Source organism: Bacillus sp. NSP9.1 (assembly GCF_000465465.2).
Lineage (GTDB): Bacteria > Bacillota > Bacilli > Bacillales > Bacillaceae > Bacillus > Bacillus sonorensis_A.
Map to the genome: position 1 here is coordinate 2,721,511 of NZ_CP048273.1, position 15,782 is coordinate 2,737,292.

21 protein-coding genes are annotated in these 15,782 nt (G+C 45.2%); 5 read left to right on the top strand and 16 right to left on the bottom strand.

What is annotated here, in order from left to right:
• Nucleotides 1-99 precede the first annotated feature (99 nt).
• From M654_RS14075 to msrA, 5 genes are all read right to left on the bottom strand, one after another.
• Complete coding sequence (locus M654_RS14075) at nucleotides 100-1,335, bottom strand: MFS transporter (protein ID WP_026587514.1); 1,236 nt, start codon at nucleotides 1,333-1,335, stop codon at nucleotides 100-102.
• A gap of 175 nt (nucleotides 1,336-1,510) precedes the next feature.
• Complete coding sequence (locus tag M654_RS14080; RefSeq protein WP_077736604.1) at nucleotides 1,511-1,630, bottom strand: YjcZ family sporulation protein; 120 nt, start codon at nucleotides 1,628-1,630, stop codon at nucleotides 1,511-1,513.
• Nucleotides 1,631-1,711: 81 nt separating this feature from the next.
• Nucleotides 1,712-2,482 (bottom strand): GNAT family N-acetyltransferase, encoded by a 771-nt coding sequence (locus tag M654_RS14085; protein WP_026587515.1) that lies wholly within the window; start codon nucleotides 2,480-2,482, stop codon nucleotides 1,712-1,714.
• Between the two features lie 125 nt (nucleotides 2,483-2,607).
• Complete coding sequence (gene msrB, locus M654_RS14090) at nucleotides 2,608-3,051, bottom strand: peptide-methionine (R)-S-oxide reductase MsrB (RefSeq protein ID WP_026587516.1); 444 nt, start codon at nucleotides 3,049-3,051, stop codon at nucleotides 2,608-2,610.
• Nucleotides 3,048-3,584 carry a peptide-methionine (S)-S-oxide reductase MsrA gene (msrA, locus tag M654_RS14095; RefSeq protein WP_026587517.1) on the bottom strand — a complete coding sequence of 179 codons (537 nt, stop codon included), beginning with the start codon at nucleotides 3,582-3,584 and terminating at the stop codon, nucleotides 3,048-3,050. Before msrA ends, msrB begins: the two co-directional genes overlap by 4 nt.
• Before the next feature lie 345 nt (nucleotides 3,585-3,929).
• On the opposite strand from msrA, the gene M654_RS14100 reads away from it, so the two are divergent.
• Both M654_RS14100 and M654_RS14105 read left to right on the top strand, forming a co-directional pair.
• Nucleotides 3,930-4,364 (top strand): MarR family transcriptional regulator, encoded by a 435-nt coding sequence (locus M654_RS14100; RefSeq protein WP_026587518.1) that lies wholly within the window; start codon nucleotides 3,930-3,932, stop codon nucleotides 4,362-4,364.
• 68 nt (nucleotides 4,365-4,432) lie between these two features.
• A complete protein-coding gene (locus M654_RS14105; RefSeq protein WP_026587519.1) occupies nucleotides 4,433-4,681 on the top strand; it encodes a hypothetical protein in 249 nt (82 codons plus the stop codon).
• 13 nt (nucleotides 4,682-4,694) lie between these two features.
• On the opposite strand, the gene M654_RS14110 is transcribed toward M654_RS14105, so the two are convergent.
• Nucleotides 4,695-6,044, bottom strand: coding sequence for an MATE family efflux transporter (locus M654_RS14110; protein WP_026587520.1), 1,350 nt, complete (start codon nucleotides 6,042-6,044; stop codon nucleotides 4,695-4,697).
• Between the two features lie 91 nt (nucleotides 6,045-6,135).
• Between M654_RS14110 and M654_RS14115 the strand changes: the two genes are divergently transcribed.
• Nucleotides 6,136-6,819, top strand: coding sequence for a DUF4397 domain-containing protein (locus M654_RS14115; RefSeq protein WP_051290385.1), 684 nt, complete (start codon nucleotides 6,136-6,138; stop codon nucleotides 6,817-6,819).
• 29 nt (nucleotides 6,820-6,848) lie between these two features.
• Here the strand turns inward: M654_RS14115 and ypmT are convergent, their stop codons facing one another.
• The 7 genes from ypmT to ilvA all read right to left on the bottom strand — a co-directional run bounded on the left by ypmT (nucleotide 6,849) and on the right by ilvA (nucleotide 11,792).
• Nucleotides 6,849-7,049 (bottom strand): protein YpmT, encoded by a 201-nt coding sequence (gene ypmT / locus M654_RS14120; RefSeq protein ID WP_026587522.1) that lies wholly within the window; start codon nucleotides 7,047-7,049, stop codon nucleotides 6,849-6,851.
• Between the two features lie 78 nt (nucleotides 7,050-7,127).
• The gene (locus M654_RS14125) at nucleotides 7,128-7,703 is read right to left on the bottom strand and encodes a YpmS family protein (protein ID WP_026587523.1); all 576 of its coding nucleotides are present in this window, start codon (nucleotides 7,701-7,703) and stop codon (nucleotides 7,128-7,130) included.
• Nucleotides 7,704-7,722: 19 nt separating this feature from the next.
• The gene (locus M654_RS14130; protein WP_026587524.1) at nucleotides 7,723-8,466 is read right to left on the bottom strand and encodes an SGNH/GDSL hydrolase family protein; all 744 of its coding nucleotides are present in this window, start codon (nucleotides 8,464-8,466) and stop codon (nucleotides 7,723-7,725) included.
• Between the two features lie 138 nt (nucleotides 8,467-8,604).
• Nucleotides 8,605-9,153 carry an SCO family protein gene (locus M654_RS14135; RefSeq protein ID WP_372709719.1) on the bottom strand — a complete coding sequence of 183 codons (549 nt, stop codon included), beginning with the start codon at nucleotides 9,151-9,153 and terminating at the stop codon, nucleotides 8,605-8,607.
• 51 nt (nucleotides 9,154-9,204) lie between these two features.
• Nucleotides 9,205-10,047, bottom strand: coding sequence for a DegV family protein (locus tag M654_RS14140; RefSeq protein WP_026587526.1), 843 nt, complete (start codon nucleotides 10,045-10,047; stop codon nucleotides 9,205-9,207).
• Between the two features lie 132 nt (nucleotides 10,048-10,179).
• Nucleotides 10,180-10,431, bottom strand: a complete 252-nt coding sequence (locus M654_RS14145) for a YpmP family protein (RefSeq protein ID WP_026587527.1) — start codon at nucleotides 10,429-10,431, stop codon at nucleotides 10,180-10,182.
• A gap of 92 nt (nucleotides 10,432-10,523) precedes the next feature.
• Nucleotides 10,524-11,792 carry a threonine ammonia-lyase IlvA gene (gene ilvA, locus M654_RS14150; RefSeq protein ID WP_026587528.1) on the bottom strand — a complete coding sequence of 423 codons (1,269 nt, stop codon included), beginning with the start codon at nucleotides 11,790-11,792 and terminating at the stop codon, nucleotides 10,524-10,526.
• A 245-nt stretch (nucleotides 11,793-12,037) separates the two neighbouring features.
• On the opposite strand from ilvA, the gene M654_RS14155 reads away from it, so the two are divergent.
• Nucleotides 12,038-13,036, top strand: a complete 999-nt coding sequence (locus M654_RS14155) for a sigma 54-interacting transcriptional regulator (protein ID WP_026587529.1) — start codon at nucleotides 12,038-12,040, stop codon at nucleotides 13,034-13,036.
• Nucleotides 13,037-13,051: 15 nt separating this feature from the next.
• A complete protein-coding gene (gene trhA / locus M654_RS14160) occupies nucleotides 13,052-13,690 on the top strand; it encodes a PAQR family membrane homeostasis protein TrhA (RefSeq protein ID WP_026587530.1) in 639 nt (212 codons plus the stop codon).
• Between the two features lie 44 nt (nucleotides 13,691-13,734).
• Here trhA and M654_RS14165 read toward each other — a convergent pair whose 3' ends face one another.
• The 3 genes from M654_RS14165 to M654_RS14175 form a co-directional block, all read right to left on the bottom strand.
• On the bottom strand, nucleotides 13,735-14,358 hold the full coding sequence (locus tag M654_RS14165) for a lysophospholipid acyltransferase family protein (protein ID WP_026587531.1): 624 nt from the start codon (nucleotides 14,356-14,358) through the stop codon (nucleotides 13,735-13,737).
• A gap of 15 nt (nucleotides 14,359-14,373) precedes the next feature.
• Nucleotides 14,374-14,862 carry a dihydrofolate reductase gene (locus tag M654_RS14170; protein ID WP_026587532.1) on the bottom strand — a complete coding sequence of 163 codons (489 nt, stop codon included), beginning with the start codon at nucleotides 14,860-14,862 and terminating at the stop codon, nucleotides 14,374-14,376.
• A gap of 370 nt (nucleotides 14,863-15,232) precedes the next feature.
• Nucleotides 15,233-15,766: a phosphatidylglycerophosphatase A family protein gene (locus M654_RS14175; RefSeq protein ID WP_026587534.1), complete on the bottom strand. Its 534-nt coding sequence runs from the start codon at nucleotides 15,764-15,766 to the stop codon at nucleotides 15,233-15,235.
• Nucleotides 15,767-15,782 lie beyond the last annotated feature (16 nt).

The window sequence follows — 15,782 nt, forward strand, 5'->3', positions numbered from 1 at the left end:
ATGATCGGTGAATTTTAAAGCATGGATAGAGAAAAAAGCGGCTTCGGTTCAATGTATCTCTGTCTGTGTTGGGAATCTAGAAAAACATCCTTTTATTTTTTACATAGAAACCTTTTTTTCAGAAGACGCATCATTCCCTGTTTGCTTTTCCCACAGAGAAAAAGAGCGCATCATACTGAATGCAGCGAAAGGAGCGGGCAAAGCGACAACCAGGAATAAATATGTTGGGCTGACGGCGTCTGATAAAATACCGGCCAGCGCATAACCGAGCGGCATGAAGGTGCTGTTGAGCGCAAAAAAAGCCCCCAGGGACCTCCCCCTCTTTTCACCTTCCGTCAATCGCTGCAAGTATCCTTCCAAATATATATTGACAACACCGGAGATCATGCCGATCAGGATCAGAAGGAAAGCGGCGATGACAATATTAGCGATCCAGCCAAGCGGAAATAAAAGCAGGCCGAACATCACCATCAAGGCAGGCACAGCCGCTTTTGCATGCTCCTCTTTGGCGATAAATGACAGGCACAGCGCCGCCCCGAGTGTTCCCATGGCCCAAAGTGATTGAAAAGCCCCGCCAAGCCATGCCTGGTCTTTGACAAAGAGCGAAGACCAAACGACGATATAGATGGGAAACCCGCTGAATACGAGCTGCTGGACGCTTGTCCCATACAGTAAATACCTGAGCGGTTTATTTTGGAATATGCTAGAAAACCCGCTGAAAAGCTGTTTGTTCGTAAACGGAATATGAGGCTGATTTCCTCTGTTGTCTTTGATTTTCCACTCCAAAAAGATCGACATGAATGAAAGGCTCCCGCAAATCACCCAGATCCAGCCAAAATGCAAAAATGAAAACAGCACACCCGTCAGGAGCGGCACAAGCACTTGGATCATCTGTGATAGCACTTCCTGAAATGCGATTCCTTTTTTAATTTGGTCTTGCCGAAGCGTATCAGGAATGAGCGATCTTGCCGCGGGTTCAATCGCGGTCAGGCAGGTGGAGATCACCACTCTGGCCGCCAACAACAACAGAAGCGGACTGGTGCCGTTTAGCGCCAAAATGCCGATCGTAAAAAAAACCGCCGATATGAACATGTCTGAAACGGCAATCAGCTTTCCCCTGTGAAGCCTGTCAGACAGCCATCCGGTAAACGGCGATATCGCAACAGAAACGGCCAGCCCGAGCCCGATCATCACGCCTCCCTGAAGCGCGCTTCCGGTTTCATATAAAGACCACCACACCAATGAATAATAAAAAAGGACGGAGCTGAACAAAGACAAAAATGTTCCAGACCATAATCTGAAAAAATCACCTTTTATAAGCCATGCATATTTCAATCTGAATCCCCCTTGTGAAAATATAGGACCTCCGTCTGAGCTGCTCATCAAGATTACAGGATTATTTTACATATGTATTCAATATTTAACAATGCTTTATTCTTCAAAACGGCAAAAACCTTCCGAACTGGAAGGTTCCTGCGAGCATGCAAAGCACCGGTCTTTTTAACGTATCTTAGCAGATAAAAGCGGCTCCAACGATAATAAGCAGAATGAAAAGTACAACGATTAACACAAAAGTGCTTCTTCCGTGAAATCCATAGCCATATCCTCCATCAGGACAGCAGTAGTGCACAGGCCATTCATCCTTTCTTAAAAAGTCTACACCCCAGCCTATGCAGGCCAAGTCACCATTTGTTTGTGCACCTGCCCACATTCAGCCAAACAAATATTTAAAAATGGTTGTCATCCGTTCCTTCCGCTGAAAACCGAGCTTTTCGTAAAACCGTTTGACATGGTCGCTGCCTGATGTGACAAGATAGCTGGATGTCATGCCCGACTGCTTAGATGCCGCAAGCATCCCGCAGATGAGCTCTGTTCCATAGCCTTTCTTCTGATGAGGCTCTAAAACGGCCACTTCTTCGATTTTAGACAATTTTTCACCGTGATCGAGATAAAGCTCGGCACAGCCGACAGGCTCTCCTTCATCTGAATAGCAGACAAACAGCTCGATGACACCTTGTTCGTAATAAAGGTACTTGCGGCGCAGCTTTTCTTTCGCAAATGCTTCGTCTATACTCAATGAATCGTAAGCCTCCATGACGCGGCAGGCATCGCGGAGCGATTTTTCCGTGCCCCATTCGACCCGGCAGATGCCGGCGTGTTCTTGCCAATCGGACAGCCTGATGCTGTAAAACAGCTCTTCGTCAAGAATATATCCAAGGTCAAAGAGCGTTTTTTTCATAGAAAAGGGGATGTCGCATCCAAATGAGCTTTTCACATGAATGTAATTTCGTTTTAAAATGCCGGGAGCTCGGACCAATAACGAGTATAAATCCGCCAAAGGATATGCGTCTTGCAGCTGTATAAAATGATGGGCGAACATTTGCGGCAGCTGGTCGTCCGTATATATGTCGTAGAAAGGTTCGCTTTTTTTGCTGCATGTCAGCAATAAATAGTTTTCTTCAGCTTTTGCAATGGATTTCATGATGACAGCCTCTTTTCGTTCATTTCGTTCCTCAAGTAGTTTTTCGTCATCAAAAGGAACATTTCCTGTTAAAAAAAGTCATATAAAAAATGATCCTTTATGAAAAGGATCATTTTTTTGAACCGTCAATCTTCTTTTTCGTCAAATAATTTGGCGTATTCGCCATACCCTTCTTTCTCAAGTTCGTTCTTCGGGATAAAACGCAGAGCGGCGGAATTGATGCAATAGCGCAGCCCGTTTGGCCCGGGACCGTCTGGGAACACGTGGCCGAGGTGGGACTCGGCCGTCTTGCTTCTGACCTCCGTCCGGATCATGCCGTGAGACGTGTCAAGCTTTTCTTCGATCTCCCCGGTTTCAATCGGCTTTGTAAAGCTTGGCCAGCCGCAATGGGCGTCAAATTTGTCCAGCGAGGAAAATAGCGGCTTCCCTGAAACAATATCGACATAAATCCCCTCTTCCTTATGGTCCCAAAATTCATTTTGAAACGGGGGCTCTGTTCCGTTGTTTTGCGTCACCTCGTACTGCATCCGGTTCAGCTGTTTCAGCCGTTCTTCTTTATTAACCGTCATGCCTGATCCCCCCAATGCTCTTGAAGAAATCCTTCCCGGCCGCTTCCGATGCGATATCGTTTATAACGGTCAGGATGTTTTTTGTGATAATCCTGATGATACTCCTCTGCCGGATAAAACGGCTTCGCTTCAAGAATATCGGTTACGATCGGCTCTTTAAATATCCCGCTTTCTTCAAGCTTTTTCTTTGATGCTTCAGCGAGCGTTCGCTGTTTGTCATGATGATAAAAGATCGCCGTCCGGTAGGATTCCCCGCGGTCTGCAAACTGCCCTCCGCGGTCTGTAGGATCAATTTGCTGCCAATAGAGCTCAAGCAGTTTTTCATATGGAAACACATCCGGATCGAATGTGATCTGCACCGCTTCTCTATGTCCCGTCGTATCGCTGCAAACTTCTTCATATGTCGGATTTTCCTTATGGCCGCCGGTATAGCCGGATTCTACTTTGATAATACCCGGCTGCTCGTCAAAAGGCTTGACCATGCACCAAAAACAGCCTCCGGCAAATGTCGCAAGTTCTTGTTTTTCAGCCATTTCAATCTGCCTCCTTCTCTTTAAACACCTGATGGGAATGATTATATCACAGCCGCCTGTTTTCCCGGTTTCTTCTGCTCATGAGCCGCCGGGTATATACCTTCACGCAAAGTTGTGACAATTCGTTGGCTTCTTCAGTTCAAATAGCCGATTGTTCACCCATTCGGTTTTGCATTTGTTCAATTGATGGTCAAATGAACTAAAAATCTTCTGAAACATGCACTTGAAAGGCAAAAATTATGGTATCATAGTGATATCATGTTCATGATCAATAAAAATCATGCTGATTCGGTCATTCCTTAAAAATGAAAGCGGAATTTGCTAACTATATGGAGGGGCGAAATTTTGAAAGCTAGAGAACAAATGATGTATGATATGGAAGCGTTGCTTCGCACGGTTTTTAAACAGATACGTGATGAGATAAATGAATTGCTCGAAAAAGAGATGTCCCGTAATGAATTTATGATTCTCCGTCTGTTAAGTGAACAAGGTCCCAAGAAGGTGACGGAGTTTGCAACGATTTTAGGCGTTTCTGCAAGCCACATCACAGCTGTAACCGACACATTGGTCGAAAAGGGATGGATCACAAGAGTCCGCTCCAAAGAAGACAGACGAATCATCAAAATCCATTTAACGGATACAGGCAAAGAAATTATCAGATATTTCGAAGAAAAGAAAACAGAATATTATATGAAACGCTTCAGCTGCTATACCGACGAAGAGCTGAAAACACTGATCGAACTGTTCAGCAAACTGGACAAAAAAAGAGAACAGCGTTAATCAAAAAGGTTTATACATAAAAATAAACCTCTCTGCGCATCTTATGAATAAAAAGAGGTGCGAAGATGATGACAGCTCCTTATCTCTGTCCAAACTGCAAAACAAACCGCACGCGGTTTAATCTCATTGAGCAGGCGCCAACATCCGTCAAGCTTGATCCATCGACGGGGGAAATCATGGAAACGTATTCAGAAGGTGAGCGCTCTCCCTTTCATCTTCCATACAGCGGCCCTGATATGAAAGTTCAATGCGGAGCCTGCGGTTTAATTGAAGATGAAAGGACTTTTATCAAGCACGCCGAACACGATAGACGCTAAGAAAGCACATCTCCTAGGAAGATGTGCTTTCTTGTTTTTCAAACAGAATGAGGTTTTTCCATTTGCCATAACGGTAATACAAAAACGCCGTCAGGCTGCTTAATAGAAAACTCGTCCCAATTCCCAGCGCAATCCCGTTTTCCCCGAACCATTTCGAAAACATGAATGTAAACGGGTAGCGAAGGACCCAAAAAGAAATGACATTCAATACCAAAATTTGAAACATCGCTCCCGCTGCCCTTACCACACCATTGAGCACAAAATTAATGCCGATGAATGGATAGAAAAAAGCGACGGTTTTTAAATACTGTTCGCCGAATGCCACCGAATCCGCCTCAGAAATAAACAGCCTGACAGCTTGATATCCGGCCAAAAAAACGGCGGTGCTGATCGCCAGCATAAACATCATGACGTAGAAAACGCCGTAGTTTGCGATTTTTTTCGTGCGCTCCATATCGCCGCTTCCGATGGTTTGTCCAGCCATACTGTTGACGGCTGTTCCGATCGCCATCGCCGGCAGGATGAGGATGCTGTCAACCCGCTGGATCGCTCCATACCCGGAAACAACGCTTTCGCCGAATGAATTGACAACGCTCATAATCGCCATGGAACCGCCGGAAATCACCATCATTTGCAGTCCCGCGGGTACTCCGAGCCGCAGGATAACAGCTGTCTCTTGAAACGAAGGAATCACCGGCATCCTAAAAGGAACAAGCCCTTTTTTCACCGTCAGGATCAGCCCGTATACAAAAGCGACCCCCTGCGACACAACGGTTGCATATGCCGCTCCGGAAATCCCCAGCTTCAGTCCGGATATAAAGAGCGGATCCATGAAAAGATTGATGATGACAGCCAATAGAACAAAGCGTAAAGGTGTTTGACTGTCACCGACAGCTCTTAAAATAGTGCTGATAAAATTATAGCCAAATAGAAAAATAATTCCAATAAAGTGAATTCTTAAATAAACGGTCGCTAAGTCCATCATCTCGCCAGGCGTTTCCAAAAGGGATAGCAAGGGCTCTGTGAATACAAACCCAAGGATGCCGACAAATAGGCTCATCACCGTCATCAAGACGACAAATGCATTGACATATGAAGCAAGCCCCTGCTTGTCCCCTTTTCCTTTTTGCTGTGAGAGAATCGTCAGTGCCGCATTATTGATCCCCAAGACAAACGACAATACCGTAAAGAATACCGTTCCGGATACGGCGGCGGCTCCAAGAGCCTGAGCGCCGAGCAGGTTCCCGACCCACAAGCTGTCGATGAACTGAAAGGAAACTTGCAAAAGGTTAGCCAAAATGATGGGGCCTGAGAAGAGGATCAACTGCTTCAATACATTTCCATATGTAAAATCCGTTTTCATTTTCTTCTCCTTTTCCAGACTTTTTAGTGCTGTGTCCGCTTACCAGCCGGCGGAATATGATGACAGAAAGAAGATAAAGGGGCGTGTGAAGATGAATGGTGCTGAACTTAATGCCCGTACTCGAGGTGGTGCGCATCACAGCAGGCAGGCGGCGCTTTCCGTTTTTCGCTATGACACAAAAAACGTCATGCTCAGTCTGCTCCATGCCGCTCCGCATACAGAAGATATTGATATGGCCGTTAATGGGATGCCGCTTTTTAAAAACGTTCCATACAAAAGCTTGACTTCTCCTGTTTCAGTTCCTGCCGGCCGTATTCAAATCGCTTTTTTTACAACAGGACATGACCGCCGTCACCTCCTGACAGCATATGATCAGCTGACAGCGGGAACAAATTATACCATTGCCGTCACCGGTACACCATCAAGGCTGCTTCCCGTCGGAATCAACAATCGAAACATCACCGATCCGCAAAGCATCGGCTTCAAATTCGTCCACCTTTCCCCGGATGCCCCGGCTCTCGATCTTGCCGTCCGCAACGGACCTGTTCTTTTCGCAAATGTCCCTTTTGCAAAAGCCGGCCCGTACATCACGCTTCCGCCACAAAAACTCGATTTGGATATCAGGGCTGCCGGTACGAAAACAGTCTTATTCAACGTCCCTAAAATCGGGGCAAAAGCCGGCCAGTCCGTGACACTGCATTGTCTCGGCTTCGCCAACGGCGCCCCCTCTCTTGAAATAAAGGAAGCTTTACTTCCCATGGAAAGCTTAGGCTAGCGAAAAAAAAGAGACGTAAAGTCTCTTTTTTATTGGTCGTTCCGCTCTGTTTTTTTGTGCTTTTTCATCTCAAGTGTAAAGATCATAATGCTTAAAAATAAAGCGCAGTAACCGATATTCAAATACATCTTATCCATATGTTCATCGATAAAACTGAAGGCGGCGAGACCGCCGAAGTAAAATGAAAATAACAGCGACAGAAAGCTGAAATATCCATAAATACGTTCCATACGTTCACCCCAGTATTGAAACAAAACAGATCCATTGCTTCTTATTTTCTTTCATTTTAAAAGCTTACATCAAGCTTATCAATCTGATGATGCAGCCGGCTGATAATAAACAAATTCGATTTGATCCTGTTTTAAATCAATGTTTTTGGCTTTGATATACATTCCGTTTTTAAGCGGCATTTCCGACAGACGAACCTGAATTTCTTTGGCATCAGCTCTGACATGGACAAAGGGCGGCAGATCATAAAATTGGTCCATATAATTTAAGACAACGGATATTGGAACATTCAATCTGCCGATCGAGAATTTTGTAACATCCAAAACCACATCTCCGTTTTTTTCAACCGCCGGGCGGAAGGAAACCTTTGCATCGACCGTTGATGAAAAGGCGCGGATCGCACCGACAATGTGGAATTCGTCATCAATCTCTATTTTGTAGTCAAGATCTGGCGACGATTCCTTTTCCAAATACGTATTAATAAATGCCGCCAAAGACTCTTTCGTACTGGTCACATTCAGTTCATATTCGCTTGGCGCTGGCGTCTTGCCGGGGTATTTTTGGCCGCCGGGAAGGAACAGGAGAATCAAAATCCCGGCCAAAATGATCGCATTAGCCGCTGCCAAAATAAAAAACAGACGTTTCCACTTCTTCATATTTTCACCTAATTCTGATTCAGAGGTCTTCTTCTTCGATTTGTTCATAAACGCGTTTGGCAATTAATGAATACCCGTATTGGTTTGGGTGAAATTCATCTTCTGAAATCTTTTTTTTATCACTGTACTCTTCGAATATATCAGCGATATCGGCCATTTTTGCATTCTCAACTTTTTTGAGTTTCTTTTCAGCCCCTAGATTCCATTCCCCTACGACTTGGTCAACTTCTTTCAGTTCAGACAATGTAAATTTAAACGGGTTGTACATGCTGACATAAATCAATTCGGCGCTTTTGTTTTGCTTTCTGATTTCTTTTAGAATGCTCACAAACCGCTTTTCAAATGCCTTCTGTTCTGTGCGGAAAGGCTTCAGGGTTAAATGGGCGAAGTTTTGCCGAACCACCTTCATCAGGTCATTGCCGCCGATTGTAAACAAAATATAGTCCGCATCCTTAAGGCCTTCTTGAACCTCTTTATCTTGCAGTTTTTTAAGCAGCTGATCAGTCCGGGACCCTTTAACGGCATAGTTTTTCACCGTAACCGATTTGACATCGCTGCGCTTTTCAAGCTTGTCGGCCACCTCGCCGACATACCCTTTTTCTTCTCGATCGCCTACCCCTTCTGTCAGAGAATCACCCACAGCGGCGATCACAATATCCCGCTTGGGGGCTGCCACTGTTTTTTCAGCGCCCGCATGACCCTCTGCACAGGCTGAGAGCAGACAGACGAGGGCCATCATGACTGATAAAAAACGTATCTTCAATAAGGATGCCCCTTCCTTCAATAACCTAAAAAAAAGTGTACCATGTTTTCATTCTTTTGAAAATCGTTTGCAACGTGTTGAAAAAAGCCTGTTTTCCAGATTTTCAGGAAACAGGCTTTTTTGCCTCCGCCTTTGTTCTCAACGGTTTTCAAGTGTTTTAATATCGGCGATGATCTCGCTGTATGGCGTATCTTTCACCCCATTATAATCCTTGACGACTTTCCCGTTCTGATCGACTAAATAGAATGAGGTTTGATGGATCACCTGGTCATCATCTTCCGGTTTTTTGACGATCGCTTTAAAGCTTTTCAGCGCAAACTTTTCAATTTCTTCCTGCGAATACCCCGTTAAAAAGTCCCAGTTTTCAAAAGTGAGCGGATAGTTAGCGGCAAACTTCTTCAATTTCTCAGGGGTGTCATTTTCGGGATCGACACTAAATGAGACAATCCTTGCTTGTACATCTTCTTGTTCCATTTGTTTTTGCAGCTCTGCCATATGCGATGTCATCGGCGGGCAAACCGTTTCACAATTCGTAAAAATAAAATCGGCGATCCAAACTTCCCCTTTTAAGCTTTCAAGAGACACCGTTTTTTGATCTTGATTTTGAAACGAAAAGGCCTGTACATCATAATTTAAAGAATCTTTAATTTTGCTGGTTCCGCAGGCGCTTAACATCACGATGAGCATACCTAATGCAAACGTGCCGAGAACGTTTTTCAAATCCTTTCATCCCCTTTATCAATCCGTGTAAAAGGTAAACCCGATCGCTCCTTTGCCTGTGTGTACCGAGATAATCGGCGTTGTATATGAAATATCAATATCGGCTCTCGGAAAATGCTCAAGCAAAGAAGCTTTGAGCCTGTTTGCCAGATCTAAAGCATCTGCATGGGCGATGCCGATTGCCTGGACTGTTTTCCCTTTGACAGTTGAAAGAAATCGGCCTGTTAAATAACGGACAAGCTGGTTTGTACTGCGGACATTTTTTTCAGGCGTATAGATGCCGTCCTCAAGCCTTGCAATCGGCTTCACTTTGAGCAGTGAACCGATCAGCGCTTTCCCTCTGCCGATACGTCCGCCTTTGATCAAGTTTTCGAAATGGTCGATTGTCACGTATAAGGACGTCCGGTTTCTTACGTCTTCGAGATCTTTGATGATCTCATCGGCTGTAAGGCCTTGCTTAGCCAAGGCCGCAGCTCGCAAAACCTGAAAGCCCAAACCCTTTGAAATATACATGGAATCCACCACTCGAATCGTGGCATCGACCATTTTTGAAGCGCTTACAGCCGTTTGGAATGTCCCGCTCAGTTCACCGGACAGGTGGATGCTGATCAGCTCACTCCCGTCTGCCGTGAGTTCTTCATACAGCTTGATAAACGCGCCTAATGGAGGCTGTGAGCTTTTCGGAAGCTCTGTTGCGGACTCCATTTTTGCAATAAATTCATCCGGCTGAATATCCAGCCGATCTCTGTAAACCGTACCGTCTATCGCGATGGAAAGCGGCAGCACGGAAATGTTGTATTTGCGCAGTGTTTCTTCGCATAGGTCAGCTGTGGAATCCGTTACAATTTTGATGCTTGTCAATTCCCTTCACATCCTGTCGGTCTCATATGGTGTAGATCATGGTGATTGGCAAAAAAACGCATGAAAAATTCTTTGCCGGCTTCATGCCTTAGAGCGGCTCGGGTCTTAGCCGGCAAAGAATGCTTTTACATGCTATGCATTATGTTTCAGTTCTTCCTGTTGGTAAATGGCCAAGTAATCCGGCCATTTGAGCGCTCTTTTTAAGTATTCCCTGAAGGAGTAGACACACCTTTTGCGCTTCGAGCAATAAAGCTCTTTCAAATAAGCCTCTAGCCTCAGCTTCGCCATGAAAAAATGCGGGTCATCCTCTTTTAACAGGGGTATTTCCGTCACCTTCACCTGCTGTCCATCCGATCGTTTGAACTCTAGGCTTTTAAGTAACAAGCTATCAATCCTCATTTTTGATATTTTCTTTATTATACATAATCTCCAAAGCTGTTGTCTTTAGAATCATGCGTAATATTCAAAAAAAATTCTTATATGAGCAGATTGAACAGACCCTCATCTTTATTCACTTCGAGATAGCGGAACCCTTTTTTGTCCATTCTTTCGATCAGCGGGTCATAGTCTTCGCGCTGCTTCAGTTCGATACCGACAAGAGCCGGCCCGCTGCTCTTATTATTTTTCTTTGTATATTCAAACCGGGTGATGTCATCGTTTGGCCCGAGCACCTCATCTAAAAATTCGCGCAAAGCCCCGGCCCTTTGCGGGAAGTTGACGATGAAATAATGCTGCAACCCTTCGTACATCATCGATCTGTCTTTAATTTCCTGCATCCTGCCGATGTCATTATTACCGCCGCTGATCACACAAACGACATTTTTCCCTCTGATTTCATCCTTGTACAGATCTAAAGCGGCAATCGGCAAAGCTCCGGCCGGTTCAGCGACAATCGCACACTGGTTATATAGCTCAAGAATGGCCGTGCACACTTTGCCTTCCGGTACAAGCAGAATATCATCGACGACGGTTTCAAGCGTTTTGAATGTCTGCTCACCGATTGTTTGCACGGCTGCACCGTCAACGAATTTGTCGATCTTCTCAAGTGTTACCACTTCGCCTTTTTTGTTGGACTCAAAAAGCGCAGGTGCTCCTTTCGGTTCGACTGCGATCAGCTTTGTCTCAGGGGACACGTTTTTCACATAGGTACCCACTCCTGAAAGAAGCCCCCCGCCTCCGACGCTTGCGAATAAATAGTGCGGCTCAGCCTCGATGTCGTTTAAAATCTCCACGGCGACTGTTCCCTGTCCGGCCATGACCGCGGGATCATCAAACGGATGGATAAACGCGCGCTTTTCTTCCTCACAGCAGGCAACAGCGCTCCGGTATGCATCATCAAACGTATCACCGGTCAGAATAATTTCTACATATTCCTTTCCAAACAATTCGACCTGGGAAATTTTTTGTCTCGGGGTTGTTGAAGGCATAAAAATCTTTCCGTGGATGCCGAGATGCTTGCACGAGAAGGCAACTCCCTGGGCGTGGTTTCCGGCGCTCGCGCAGACGACACCGTTTTTCGTCGTATCTTTGGAAAGCTGCTTCATTTTATAATATGCGCCTCTCAGCTTGAATGAACGGACAACTTGCAAATCTTCCCTTTTTAAATAAACGTTGCAGTCGTACCTCTCAGACAGCCTCTCATTTTTTTGAAGAGGGGTATGAATCACAACATCTTTCACATTTTGGTGTGCTTTTAAAATATCTTTGACTTGGATGAGAGAGTTTTCTTTAAGCAACGGTTTCATGTATTAAGATCCTTTCTTTTTAAAGCTTTATTTAATACGCCATTATATCATGAATATTCAAAATTTAAAGGGCAATTACGGAATATAACACAGTTTCCCCCGATTTTCTATATATACGGCAGCCAACAGTGTTTCATGCACTCATCGAAACAGACGCCAGCGCTGAAAATTTTCAAAAAAACCTTTATTTGTTTCAATTGGGTGTTATAATAGAACCAATTAGAACCAAAAGGAGCATAACTATGGTGCATACGAAACCGCCATCTTCGAACTTCACCGAACTAATCGGTGAAAGCGATACTTTTTTACAGGCAAAAAACAGAGCAAAAAAATTTGCAGACTCCCATCTGCCGGTTCTGATACACGGAGAAACCGGGACCGGCAAAGAGCTGTTTGCAAAAGCCATTCATGATGAATCATCGTACAAAAAGGGGCCTTTCGTCCACGTCGGCTGCAGCACGCTGAAAGAGGACGCTCAGGCAGAAGCGCTTTTCCATTCGGCAAATGATGAACCCGGAACCCTGTTTCTTGACGAAGTGTGGGGCCTGTCTTTGCCCCTTCAGGCAAGGCTTTTGGATTCAATTGAAAAAGGGTTGAATAAAAGGCTGATTTCCGCATCAAGTGTACCGCTTTCGGAAAAGGTAGAGAAACATGAGTTTCGCAAAGATTTGTATTTCAGGCTCAATGTCCTTGACCTGCCGCTGCCTTCTCTTGCTGAGCGACAAAGCGACATCCCGCTGCTCATGCATCATTTTCTGAAAAGCGGAGATCATGACATATATGTCGATCCTGTCGTTTGGAAGGCGCTTGAGCAGTATGAGTTTCAAGGTAATGTAAGAGAGTTGAAAAACATGGCGGATTACATGAAAACCGTCTCTGATCAAAAAACGATACAGCTTTATGACACACCGCCCGCTATTAGGGAACAGATTGAAAAGAAAAAATCAAAAGATAAAAAAACAACGGCAAAATCGCTGACTTTGATGGAAAAAGAGGAGTTTGCCTACCTTTTGGAAACGATTAAACAGCTGAACGAAAAGGGGGAGCCGGCCAGCCGCAGAGTGCTGTCCGAACGAAGTAAAAACGGAAAGTTAGTGCTCACTCCGCAGCAAGTGCGAAGCAGGCTGGATTATTTGGAAAAAAGAGAGTTTGTTACAAAAGGCCGCGGCAGAGCCGGCACAAAAATCACGCTTGAAGGCCTGCGCTTTTTAAGCTCTTTAAAAAATCACATTGTTCAAGAATAGAAAGGGTGATTGATGTTGTACACGATCAAAGAAGAAATTGCCAATGCCATCACACACGGACTCGGCGTCTTGCTGTCGATTCCCGCGATTGTGTTTTTAGTGATTTTCGCCGTACGCTACGGCAGCCCGCTTGATGTTGTCAGCTTTTCGATTTTCGGAGCTTCGATGCTGCTTCTGTATTTAAGCTCGACACTTCTGCACAGCATTCAGCATAAAAAAACAAAGGACATCCTGGAGATCATTGACCATTCAGCCATTTATGTATTAATCGCGGGCACCTATACCCCGCTGCTCCTAGGTCCGCTTAAAGGCGCGCTCGGCTATACGATGCTGGCGGTCGTCTGGAGCTTGGCTCTTTGCGGCATCATCTTTAAAATCTTTTTTGTCAAACGGTTTATCGTCGTCAGTACACTGATGTATCTATTGATGGGCTGGATGGCGATCGTGGCGATCAAACCGCTTTATACGGCATTGACAGGAGAAGGTTTTGCCCTGCTTTTATTAGGAGGCGTCTTATATTCGGTCGGAACGATCTTTTACCTATGGAGAAAGATCCCCTACCACCATGCGATCTGGCATACGTTTGTACTCGGCGGCAGCGCCTCGATGTTTTTCTGTGTCCTCTTTTACGTCGCGAACGTCCCATTTATTTAAGTATTAAAAAAACAGGCTTTTCAGCCTGTTTTTTAATGCGTCCGCTAAGCCTGAAGCTGCTTTTTATCGGAAACGACGTAGCCGGGGTGAATCGTCAAATCGATATCAACAGGCTTGAGCCTTTTAAAAAACGACCCCTTGACCATGTCCCGTGTTCCATCGGTCTCAACCGGAACGATCGGAACACCGAGCCTTTTTGATATGGATTTGTAGTCAACGCCGTCATTTTCAGAGAGGATAAAGCTTTGCCCTTTGCGCAAAAGCTCTTCTATTTCTTCAATGGCTGCTGCCTTATCCGTGTGTTTGTTCAGCACCGCCATTTTTTTCAGCCATTGATTGACAAGCGGATAGCGGAATGCGCGCGGCTTTGCGAAAAAAGAAGCGGTTTTGTCAAGGTGTCCGACAAGAAGCGCGAGCTCTCGAAGGCCCGGCTTTGGATGGACATAAAGCACGGGACCGGCCGGCGTTTTGCCGAACTGATGGATCGAAACAGTCGAACCGGTGAGGCCGATACATCCGCGCAAAAAGGATTTCGGCTTGTCATAAACCGCCTTCATCTGATTGGCGTAAGAAAGCCGCGGGTCGAGCGTCCGAAGCTCGCCCAACAGCCTGATATGCTTCAAGAACATATAGGCCGTATAAATCAACAGGAAACCGTAGCGAATCATGAAAATCCCTCCCCTCTATCCTTTTCTCTGATAAACGAGGAATTCGTAGTCATAAGGGTTTTGCTCGTCTTTTAAACCTTTTTGCCTCGAAATGATTTCCCACTCATCTTCGCTGAATGCCGGAAAGTAGCAGTCCCCTTCAAATGTTTCATCGATTTTTGTCACATACAGTTTATCTGCATAAGGAAGGAGCTCTGTATATAGTTTTGAACCGCCGATGACAAAACATTCTTCGTCCTGTTGATTTGCAAACCGAACCGCCTCCTCCGGTGAATGCAGCACTTCACAGCCCGGCAGATTCAGCGCCTGATTAGACGTAACCACTAGATTTTTCCGGTTGGGCAGAGGTCTTCCGATTGATTCGTAAGTTTTCCTTCCCATGATGACGGGATGGCCGGTTGTCACCTTTTTAAAGTATTTCAAATCCTGCGGCAGATGCCATGGTAAATCATTGTTTCTGCCGATCAGACGGTTTCTGTCCATTGCAAAGATAAATGAGATCATGCGTATACAGCCTCCTTAATCAATTCATATGCGGGTTACGGGTCAATGCCTGATGGTGCCGTTGTCTCCTTTGTTATAATCATTTAGTGAACAATGATGTAAAAGGTGGAGTTTTGTTGTTAGAGGCAAACCTTGCTGGAGGCCTGAATATGACCAGGGTGCCGAACGAACTGCAGAATTCCCCGTTCCTGTCCAATTCTCTCTGTTTCCCGTTTACTAAACATAAGACGGCATAAATCCCGCTTTTGTTTCAGTTTTTTCATCCTTTTGTAGTGTATCTCGAGTAAGCTTTGAAAAACAAGACATTTTTCATAAATCGAGCAAAAATTGCCCGCAAAAAAACCCGCCGTTTGGCGGGTTTTACTTTTCATCAGTTCCTGACGCCGGTCTTTTCTTCCCGGACTTCATCCTCATGATCCTGAGACGTATGGGCGATCCTGCTCGCAGCAGCAGCGGCAAGGGCGGCCACGATATCGTCAAGGAAAGTGTGAACCTCGCCGTCAGAACAATCATCCAATTCTTTAATGATTCCAAACTTTTCTTTATCAAGATAGCCGAAGTTTGTCAGACCGATTGATCCGTAAACATTGACGATGGAAAGCGGAATGATCTCATCTATTCCATAAAGCGGCTCATCTGTTTCAACCAAATACTGGAGCGGTTCAGGCAGAAGCTTCTTCTCTGCGAGCTGATCAAGCGCGATTCCCGTCAATACGGCGTGGACGATTTCCCTTTTATTCAGCACCTTTTCGACATGTTCGACACATACGCTGAGCGGCAGATCGGGATGATATTTTTCCTGAAGTTTTTGAACGATGAGCGCGATGTCTTCAATCTTGACTCCCCGCTCATTGAGCATGTCTTTTGTGAGATGTACCATTTCATTCATCGTATATTTCTTCATCTGTTATCCATCTCCT